Origin of the sequence: Rhizorhabdus sp., from assembly GCF_018006725.1 — a bacterium.
Taxonomy (GTDB): domain Bacteria; phylum Pseudomonadota; class Alphaproteobacteria; order Sphingomonadales; family Sphingomonadaceae; genus Rhizorhabdus.
Window position 1 is genome coordinate 1 of the sequence record NZ_JAGMXV010000194.1, and the last position, 8,737, is coordinate 8,737.

Annotated in this window: 8 protein-coding genes and 1 pseudogene; 3 read left to right on the plus strand and 6 right to left on the minus strand. The window is 63.2% G+C overall.

All coding sequences use genetic code 11. The features are described from left to right. Positions 1-19: 19 nt before the first annotated feature. The gene (locus KAY22_RS20645; RefSeq protein WP_296625125.1) at positions 20-616 is read right to left on the minus strand and encodes a hypothetical protein; all 597 of its coding nucleotides are present in this window, start codon (positions 614-616) and stop codon (positions 20-22) included. A 153-nt stretch (positions 617-769) separates the two neighbouring features. On the opposite strand from KAY22_RS20645, the gene KAY22_RS20650 reads away from it, so the two are divergent. Both KAY22_RS20650 and lldD read left to right on the plus strand, forming a co-directional pair. After that, positions 770-1,339 (plus strand): nitroreductase family protein, encoded by a 570-nt coding sequence (locus KAY22_RS20650; RefSeq protein WP_296625126.1) that lies wholly within the window; start codon positions 770-772, stop codon positions 1,337-1,339. A 146-nt stretch (positions 1,340-1,485) separates the two neighbouring features. Continuing rightward, positions 1,486-2,628, plus strand: a complete 1,143-nt coding sequence (gene lldD, locus KAY22_RS20655) for an FMN-dependent L-lactate dehydrogenase LldD (RefSeq protein ID WP_296625127.1) — start codon at positions 1,486-1,488, stop codon at positions 2,626-2,628. A gap of 440 nt (positions 2,629-3,068) precedes the next feature. On the opposite strand, the gene KAY22_RS20660 is transcribed toward lldD, so the two are convergent. From KAY22_RS20660 to KAY22_RS20680, 5 genes and pseudogenes are all read right to left on the minus strand, one after another. Continuing rightward, positions 3,069-4,145: a PIN domain-containing protein gene (locus KAY22_RS20660; RefSeq protein ID WP_296625128.1), complete on the minus strand. Its 1,077-nt coding sequence runs from the start codon at positions 4,143-4,145 to the stop codon at positions 3,069-3,071. Between the two features lie 316 nt (positions 4,146-4,461). Beyond that, the gene (locus tag KAY22_RS20665; RefSeq protein WP_296625129.1) at positions 4,462-6,069 is read right to left on the minus strand and encodes an AAA family ATPase; all 1,608 of its coding nucleotides are present in this window, start codon (positions 6,067-6,069) and stop codon (positions 4,462-4,464) included. A 159-nt stretch (positions 6,070-6,228) separates the two neighbouring features. Further along, the gene (locus KAY22_RS20670) at positions 6,229-7,116 is read right to left on the minus strand and encodes an NAD(P)H-hydrate dehydratase (RefSeq protein ID WP_296625130.1); all 888 of its coding nucleotides are present in this window, start codon (positions 7,114-7,116) and stop codon (positions 6,229-6,231) included. Positions 7,117-7,135: 19 nt separating this feature from the next. Then, the gene (locus tag KAY22_RS20675; protein ID WP_296625131.1) at positions 7,136-7,897 is read right to left on the minus strand and encodes a histidine phosphatase family protein; all 762 of its coding nucleotides are present in this window, start codon (positions 7,895-7,897) and stop codon (positions 7,136-7,138) included. Next, positions 7,897-8,511: pseudogene (locus tag KAY22_RS20680) on the minus strand (neutral zinc metallopeptidase); the annotation flags it as partial. The pseudogene KAY22_RS20680 and the gene KAY22_RS20675, both read right to left, overlap by 1 nt. On the opposite strand from KAY22_RS20680, the gene KAY22_RS20685 reads away from it, so the two are divergent. Continuing rightward, the coding region (locus KAY22_RS20685; RefSeq protein ID WP_296625132.1) for a S1 RNA-binding domain-containing protein at positions 8,504-8,737 on the plus strand (234 nt) is incomplete at its 3' end. The pseudogene KAY22_RS20680 and the gene KAY22_RS20685 sit on opposite strands and share 8 nt — an antisense overlap.

Genomic DNA, 8,737 nt, shown 5'->3' on the forward strand with positions numbered 1-8,737 from the left:
CTTTTATGAACAGCGAACTCTACCTCGACGCCAATGCCACTTCGCCGGTGCTGCCGGCTGCCGCTGCCGCCGCCGGCGCTGCGATGCGGACCTGTTTCGGGAATCCGAGCAGCAGCCACGCCGCCGAGAAGAGCATGACCCAGCCGAAGCGCACCCGCTCCGGAAAGGCGCCGATGACGAGCGCGGGCGTGATGATCGCGAACATCATCTGGTAGAGCGCGAAGATGTTCTCCGGGATGGTGAGCCCGCTGCGCACCCCGTCCATGCCCGACAGGCCGATGCCGGACAGATCGCCGATCCACGGCGTGCCGGCGGCGAAGGCGAGGCTGTAGCCGCCGAACAGCCACAGCAGCGAGACCAGCGCCGCAATCGCGAAGCACTGCATCAGCACCGACAGGAAATTCTTCGACCGGACGAGGCCGCCATAGAAAAGGGCGAGCCCCGGCAAGGTCATGAACAGCACCAGCGCGGACGCGACGATGATGAAGGCGGTGTCGCCGCTGTCGGGGCGGACGACCGGCTCGATGAACAGTTCGGCCGCCTGCGCGCTGGCCGCCCAGCCCATCGCAACCGCAGCACCAAGGCCGCGCAGCCTGCGTCCCATAACCATCGGCATCCCCCCGCCTGTTCTGATCTGCGCGGCGCTTTGCCGCCTGTCGAAACGCCGCGCAACCCGATTCCGCAACGCATCGTTTCCAACCCTGCGATGGTGCTGCGCCGCAAAAGCGTATAGCCCTCGCAACGACCGCAGATTTCCGGGAGAAAGCAGATGACCGGCCGTACCACCGAAGCCAAAGTCCATGACCAGTTCGTCAACCGCTGGTCGCCGCGCGCCTTCGACGGATCGTCGATCGACGCCGCAGACCGCGACGCGCTGTTCGAAGCCGCACGCTGGGCCCCCTCCGCCTTCAACGCGCAGCCGTGGCGGCTGCTCTATGCCGAGCGCGGCGACGCCAATTGGGACCGTTTCCTCAAGCTGCTGATCCCGTTCAACCAGAGCTGGGCCGAAAAGTCCGGCCTGCTCGTCTTCTTCCTGTCGGCGACCACCTCGCACGGCAAGCCGTCGCACAGCCACAGCTTCGACACCGGCGCCGCCTGGATGTCGCTCGCGCTGCAGGCCGAGCATCTGGGCCTGCGCGCCCATGGCATGACCGGCATCGATTTCGACGCGATCAGGACCGAGTTGGGCGTGCCCGACGACTATCGCATCGAAGCCGCCGCCGCGATCGGCCGCCAGGGCGATCCGGAAGTCCTTCCCGAGCAGCTGCGCGAGCGCGAAGCCCCCAGCGACCGCCTGCCGCTGTCGCAGATCGCCATCGCCGGCAATTTCCCGGCCTAAACTAGCCAAGCATTTTCAAGTTGACCGTGCGCGGTCGACGGCTCGGAAAATGCGGCATTAAAGGCCCTTCCCCCTCCCGCGCGCGTTTCGGCGTGGCGGGAGGGGCCTCCCCCCGCTATCACCGCCCCGATGAGACGGAGGCGCGGATGAAGGCGGCGGCGGCATCGGATTATCGGCGGATCGCCCAGCGGCGCCTGCCCCATTTCCTGTTCGAATATATCGACGGCGGCGCCTATGCCGAGGTGACCCTGCGCCGCAACGTCGCCGATCTGGAAGCGATCGCGCTGCGCCAGCGCGTGTTGCGCGACGTGTCCCGCCTCGACCTGTCCACCGAATTGTTCGGCCAGAAACTCGCCCTCCCCGTGGCCCTCGCGCCGATCGGCCTCGCCGGCCTGACCGCCCGACGCGGCGAGGTCCAGGCCGCCCGCGCCGCCGAGGCCGCCGGCATCCCTTTCACCCTGTCGACCGTCTCCGCCTGCGCGATCGACGAGGTCGCGCGCGGCACCACCCGGCCCTTCTGGTTCCAGCTCTACATGATCCGCGACCGCACCTTCATGCGCGACCTGATCGCCAAGGCCCGCGAGGCGCGCTGCTCGGCGCTGGTGTTCACCGTCGACATGCCCGTGCCCGGCACCCGCTATCGCGACTATCGCAGCGGCCTTGCCGGCGCGGCGGGTCCCCTCGGCAAGCTGCGCCGCCTGCTGCAGGGCATGGCCCGGCCCGGCTGGGCCTGGGACGTCGGCCTCCACGGCCGGCCGCACCATCTGGGCAATGTCGCGCCGGTGCTGGCGGGCAAGAGCGGGATCGAGGATTTCCTAGCCTGGGTCGGCTCCAATTTCGATCCGGGGATCAGCTGGACCGACCTCGACTTCGTCCGCTCGCTGTGGGACGGCCCGATCATCCTCAAGGGCATATTGGACCCGGAGGACGCCCGCGAAGCCGCCCGCAACGGCGTCGACGCGATCATCGTCTCGAACCATGGCGGGCGGCAGCTCGACGGCGTGCTGTCTACAGCCCGCGCCCTGCCCCCGATCGCCGACGCGGTGGGCGACGACCTTATCCTCCTGGCCGATGGCGGCGTCCGCTCGGGGCTAGACGTGGTCCGCCTGCTGGCGCTGGGCGCCCGCACGGTCCTGCTGGGCCGCGCCTGGGTCTATGCCCTGGCCGGCGGCGGACAGGCGGGCGTGGCGCATGTCCTGCGCCTGATCGAAGCCGAGATGCGCGTGGCGATGTCGCTGACGGGGGTGACGTCGGTTGCGAAGATCGATGGGTCGGTTTTGGTGGAATAGGGCGAGGACCTGCGAGCGGCGGCGGTCCGCCGTAAGGATTAGATGATCGAATGATAGCTAGAGTAGCGGACATTCACTGCAGATAGATTGAGCCCGCGAAAAGGCCTTAGTAAAAGAAATCCAGCATCGGTCATTCAACTCACCACTTCGGAATCGAAGAAACTGACATGCGCCGGCCAAGCTATAATCTGGCTATCGACTAACACCGGAGAAGTCACGTCTACGCGATTGGCCCTTTTTCTAACCTGTGGAATATACGTGCGCAGTCGCGGTTCGAGAAACATAAAGGGCTTCGAGCGAGTTTACATGGTCTAGTCGCGTTCTTACTTCTGGTCTGCACGCGATAGAGGATGCCATGAGCGCGTTGTAAGTCCGCATTGGTAAGGGTCGGGAGAGCCTTGTCAGCCTCATGTGTTTTATCGCGCCGCCCTAGTCATGCGTTAGCCGACGGTATATTCGTTGCGGATCGGCTCAGCATCCACTATCTCGCCCGTCGCGACTTCCATCTCCATATAGAGTTCGAGGGTGATATCGGACCGGACGGTTGCGCTGTCCAACTCGCCGCCGATCCAAATGTCGTCCTCTCGATCGTAGCCGGCGTATCGCCGGTTCTCAAAGGAGACGTCCACATCAAGTTCGACATCCGCGTTCACCAGAAGGCCAATTCGTCGGCTAGTGCGCGAGACTATCTGGTAGTCAAGGAAATGGATGGTTCCGCCGAACGTAGCGCCGTTGGCCTCGCCCTCAGGCAAGTCACCGCAGTAGATAAGCGCAAGTTTGTCGACGAGCGGCTCTAGCGCCTGCTCGAAGCGGCAGTCGAACTCGGGAGTATTAAGCAATGCATCGGCGACCGCTTCGGCGTCACCGTCATCGCACTCGGCCGATGCCTCTGCGGCGGCGAGCAGCTCTTCTATGGTTTCGAGCGGGAGCAGCCATTCAGACGCTGCGACGTATCGCAGAACCGCCGCATCAAGGGTGACCACATACATGATCTCGCCCCGCGCGGCGCACCACGCCTCGAGTGTCTTGAGGACAAAGGCATCGGGAAACTCCTTGCTGCCCGGCATGTCGAACGGCGGGAGGCGGGCGAAATAGTCCGCGAACACGCTCGCTGCGGGATGCTCTGTGGCGCGGTGCTCACGTGCTCGCCATTCATCTTTGGACGCTCTGCGGAAAGCCTTGAACAGGGTCGCCGCCGTGCCTGCATCCAGTTCGGGTAATGTGGCGATCCCGGGCACGGTATGCCGCCAGCGGTCAATATCTTTACGCAACTTTGAGACTGCCAATCTCGACTGCTCCACGTCCTCCGCGATCTGGCGCGACACCTCATTAAGCGTGATATCGGTTGTGTGAAGGACAAGCCGACGGGCAGCGATCTGCTCAGCCAGCAGCTTAAGCGCGCGGTTCGCAGGGTTGTGCCTGAGCTTCCTGTACACCTGCGTGTCGAGGAAAGCGTGACGCGTCTCAAGAACGTGGGGCTCGGCCTGCCGCTTCCGGTTCCCTCCGACCTCACTCATCTTGGTGTAGACCCTCTGGGGGCTGTTGGCGCCTTGTCGATCCCGTTTCCTCCTAGGACGATGCCCGCCCGATTGCGTCACACAGATACAGCATTAAAGCAATACTTGATATAAATTTTCCAAATTACGTTGGTATATTTATATATCCGATGTTACTAATGTAATTTGTTAAACATATAAACGATTGAGTTCCACCAAACTACACATTACGCTGGCAGTATATTATGCAATAAATTTCTTTTTACAATTGCGAGCTGAGACCTCTACGCGAATATCGCGGCAATTTCGGCATCTTCAAGCGCTGGGCTTGGTTGTATCAACGCCCCCCGTTGAAACCTTCAGCCTGCAAGCGCGATCTTACTTTTTTTAGAAGACTCTTCCCAACCGCCTTTTCAATTGGGATCTGATTGCCCGTAATGAGCGCATTGACCGCCGGGCATTCATCGGGGTCATTTTTGTAAAGGTCTCGCTTTATCTCATCACGTTTTCTGACGAATGCCGTAACAAACTCGATCATATTTTGATGGAGAATATCTTCAATCAATCCTTGGGCATCGTCCAGCTCTTTGCCTGTGACAAAGGCAATGTGAGCCGGTCGATTGAAATACGATTCAATATCTGATCCACGCGTAACGAAAAGCCGCATATTGGGGGTTTGCTCGAGCGAAAATTTAGCCCGGAGCCGATCAACCTCGGCATCGCTCATAAAATCGCGGTCTCGGTGAACTACCGTGATGACGCCTGGACGAACCCTTTCAGCGAAGGCGGCCATTAGTTTTGCTGCGTCAACCTTAGAACTCGCTTGATAGCTGAAGACGAGCATCTCATCCGGACCCACCCCGTTGGCTTCAAGGAGAGCACACAACGGCCTTGTGTCCCGGTCTTCTGTCCAGATGAGATACCTATATTCCCCTGCCAGAAACCGCTCACCCTTATCGAGCGCTCCCAAGTCCATCAACACGGCGATGTCGGACCACTCTTGTTGAGGCGTCGCGGCCCCCGCCTTGATCCAAAAAAGCTTCGCCTGAGCGTGCTCGCTCAATGCATCGAGGAGATGACGTGAATGAGTCGCCAAGATGATGCGAGTATCAGTGCTCTCGGCTATGACAGCCAGCGTGTCGGCCAGCAACCGCTGGTTGCTTGGATGAAGGTGAGCGTCTGGCTCATCGAGAAGAAGCACTTTAGGCTCATAATTTGAGACGTAAGCTATGAGTTGGATAGCCTGCAACAAACCGGTACCAACAAGGTCGAGCGCACGCGCACCTGTTCCGTCGCGATCGACAACCGACCTGATCCAAAGGTCGCCGGTTTCTTGGAAGTGCGTGCTGACCCGAACGCCTGAAAAGACGCGGTCAAGGTAGGCGTCAAAGCGCGCCTTCCTAACCTCGCTACGTTCGATCCTTAGAAGGACGTTACGAAGATAGAGGTTGGCGTCACCACGAGCAATGCCGTTGCTGACCACGGCATCGGACCGGTATTCTTCTCTGATCGTAATGCCTGCCAAGCCGGGGACATAGATCGAGAAGAAGCCGCGCGGATCACCAATCGCCTGCAAAAGGGCGCTGCCGTCGCTCTGAGCCGATACCACGCCATTGCGGCCTCGCTGAAGCTTTACCGACGCACTATCAGGAGTTCCCTCGGCCCCCGCCGCATAGTAGAAGTCAACGCTAGTGCCTTCCTGAAGCCGTCGGCCATGATGCAGATCTAGGAAGTCATCGGTGGGGCAGTAACGCAGTCGCTCTGGCGGAAACTGGTTAACGCCAGCAATCCGACGCGCTTGAGCGAGTGCTATCCCAAAATGAATGCCTTGAAGAATACAACTTTTTCCGGAATTATTCCCGCCAACCAACACATTGATTGGGCCAAGCGGCAATTCCGCCTCATCGATTTGCTTGAATTTTGATAGTCGAACATGTGTGATCATCAAAGCATTATCAATCGGAAAGACGGCTCTTGCAAGTCAGAGATGTCGTCGACTGCCGCAGTTTTGCAATGACGTTGAGCGCTCTCGTCAATCCATATCCGGAAATCGATGGATACGATAGGCGGAACGATCGACAAGTGTTCGCCCCTATCGCGCCCCTCAGCACGCCTCCTCCCGCAACCTCGGTATCTCCACCGGCAGGTCGCGCGCCAGAAAACCTATCGCCCCATGTCGCTCCGCAGCGCGGCGGCCGGCCTCTCCGTGCAGCCACACGCCCCAGGCGGCGGCATCGAACGGGTCGGTGCCTTGCGCCGCCAGTCCCGCGATGATGCCGGCCAGGACGTCGCCCGATCCGCCGGTCGCGAGGCCGACACCGCCGCCGCGATAGAGCAGCGGTGTCCGGTCGGGCGACACGATCAGCGTCTCCGCCGCCTTGAGCACGACGATCGAGGCATAGCGCTCCGCGATTTCCTGAGCGCTGCCCAGCGGGTCGCCGGCGATGTCCTCCAAGTCGCGACCGCTGAGGCTCGCCATTTCGCCATGGTGCGGGGTCATGATCACCCGCCCTGCCCGCCGCCCCACCAGCGCGTGCATGCCGTTGGCGCAGGAGATCGCGGCGGCATCGAGGACCACCGACTGTTCCGGCTCCAGCAGGTCGAGCAGCCCTTCGATCAGGGCGGCCGCGCTGGGCTTGCTCACCATGCCGGGGCCGATCAGCAGCGTATCGGCATGGCGCGCCGGCTTTTCCAGCCGCGCGACCGCCGCCGGGTCGATCTCGCCCTCCTCGTCGGTGGGCAGCGCAATCATCGCGGCTTCGGGGATGCGCACGCCCAGCGCCATGGCGGCGGCGTCGACAGTGGCGACCTGGAGCTTGCCGGCCCCGCTGCGCAACACCGCCTCGCCGGTCAGCGCGAGCGCGCCCGGCACGAACATGCTGCCGCCGATCAGGAGCACCCGGCCGCGCGCATTCTTGTCGGTCCCCGCATGATGGTCAGGCAGCGGGTGCGCCGCCAGCCAGTCGGCGTCGAGGGGCTCGGTTCCCGTCATCGCTCGGTCATCCGCTCCGTCATCCCCGGGCGCCCATTATCGGGTCGGGCTCGCGCGTCACCGGTGCCGCCTCGCGTTCGATCGGCGCGGTGGCGTTGTAGCGCGTCAGGACGAGATTGCCGTTCCGCCCCGCATCGGGATCGAAGCGATATTCGGTGATCGAGCAATTGGCGACGTCGCCCTCGCGGTCGATCGCCAATATCTCCGCTTCGTCGAGATTCTCGATGATGTAGCGCAGGCAGAGGACGACGACCTGATGCGCGAAGATCATCACGCGGCGCCCGGCATAATGGAGCGAGATGGTGTCGAGCACCGACCGCAGCCGCAGGATGACGTCGCACCAGCTCTCGCCACCCGGCGGCCGATGGTAGAATTTGCCGAGCAGGCGGCGGAACTCGGCCTGTTCGGGATGGACGCTGCCGATGCCGCGCGTCGTCAGCCCGTCGAGGATGCCGAACTCCTTCTCGCGCAGCCGCTCGTCCATGCAGATCGCTTCGTCGGGCTCGGCGCCGCCCGCCTGGCGGAAGCGGCGCGCGGTCTGCATCGCGCGGCGATAGGGCGAGGACAGCAGCACGTCGGGGCGTTCGTCGGCATCGGCCATGCGGAACCAGTGGCCGAGCGCATCGGCCTGACGCTCGCCCAGCGCGCTCAGCGGCACGTCGACATCGCGGCCATGGATGGCGATCCGGTCGAGTTCGGCCTCATGCGCGGCGTCGCGCGCGACATTGCCGGCGCTCTGGCCGTGCCGGACCAGCCACAGCCGATCGGGCCAGCGCTGCATCAGCGCAGCGCCCCGCCGATAGTGTCGCACTGCGCGGGATCGCCGCTGGCAAGGCCGCGCTTCAGCCAGGCCTGCCGTTCGGCGGCGCTGCCATGGGTGAAGGCCTCCGGCACGACTTCGCCCTGCGACGCCTTTTGCAGCGTGTCGTCGCCGACCGCCGCCGCCGCGCGCAGGCCGGCCTCAGCATCGCCGGGTTCGAGCAGGTTGCGGTCTTGCGCCGCCCAGACGCCGGCATAGCAGTCGGCCTGCAGCTCGACCTTCACCTGCAGCGCATTGGCCTCGCGCTCGCTCAACTGCCGCTGCGCGCGCTGGACCTGGCCGAGCGTGCCCTCCAGCGCCTGGATATGGTGGCCGACTTCATGCGCGATGACATAGGCCTGCGCGAAGTCGCCCGGCGCGCCGAAGCGGTTGGCGAGTTCGTCGAAGAAGGCGGTGTCGAGATAGATGCGGCTGTCGGCCGGGCAATAGAAAGGGCCAGCCGAGGCACTGGCGAAGCCGCAGCCGGCCTGGGTGCCGCCCGAATAGAAGACCAGAGTGGTCGGGCGATAGGTTGCGCCTTGCGTCTCGAACAGGCGGCCCCAGACACGCTCGGTCGAGCCGAGCACCTTGAGCGACTGGCTCATCACCGGCGTCTTCTCGCCCGGCCTGACCCTCAGCGGCACGGTGCGCAACGTGGTCGATTTCGGCGCGTTCGTCGACGTGGGTCTGAAGCATGACGGCCTGCTCCATCGCAGCCGCCTGCCGCGCGGGGCGGCCATACAGGTGGGCGACGTCGTTGAGGTCGTCATCGTCGAGGTCGACAAGGAACGCGGGCGCGTGGGCCTGGGATGGCAGAAAGCG

Coding starts and splice junctions, on each gene's coding strand:
- KAY22_RS20650 (WP_296625126.1), top strand. CDS start 770: ATGACCGGCCGTACCACCGAAGCCAAAGTCCATGACCAGTTCGTCAAC.
- KAY22_RS20675 (WP_296625131.1), bottom strand. CDS start 7,897: ATGCAGCGCTGGCCCGATCGGCTGTGGCTGGTCCGGCACGGCCAGAGC.
- KAY22_RS20670 (WP_296625130.1), bottom strand. CDS start 7,116: ATGACGGGAACCGAGCCCCTCGACGCCGACTGGCTGGCGGCGCACCCG.
- KAY22_RS20645 (WP_296625125.1), bottom strand. CDS start 616: ATGCCGATGGTTATGGGACGCAGGCTGCGCGGCCTTGGTGCTGCGGTT.
- KAY22_RS20660 (WP_296625128.1), bottom strand. CDS start 4,145: ATGAGTGAGGTCGGAGGGAACCGGAAGCGGCAGGCCGAGCCCCACGTT.
- lldD (WP_296625127.1), top strand. CDS start 1,486: ATGAAGGCGGCGGCGGCATCGGATTATCGGCGGATCGCCCAGCGGCGC.
- KAY22_RS20665 (WP_296625129.1), bottom strand. CDS start 6,069: ATGATCACACATGTTCGACTATCAAAATTCAAGCAAATCGATGAGGCG.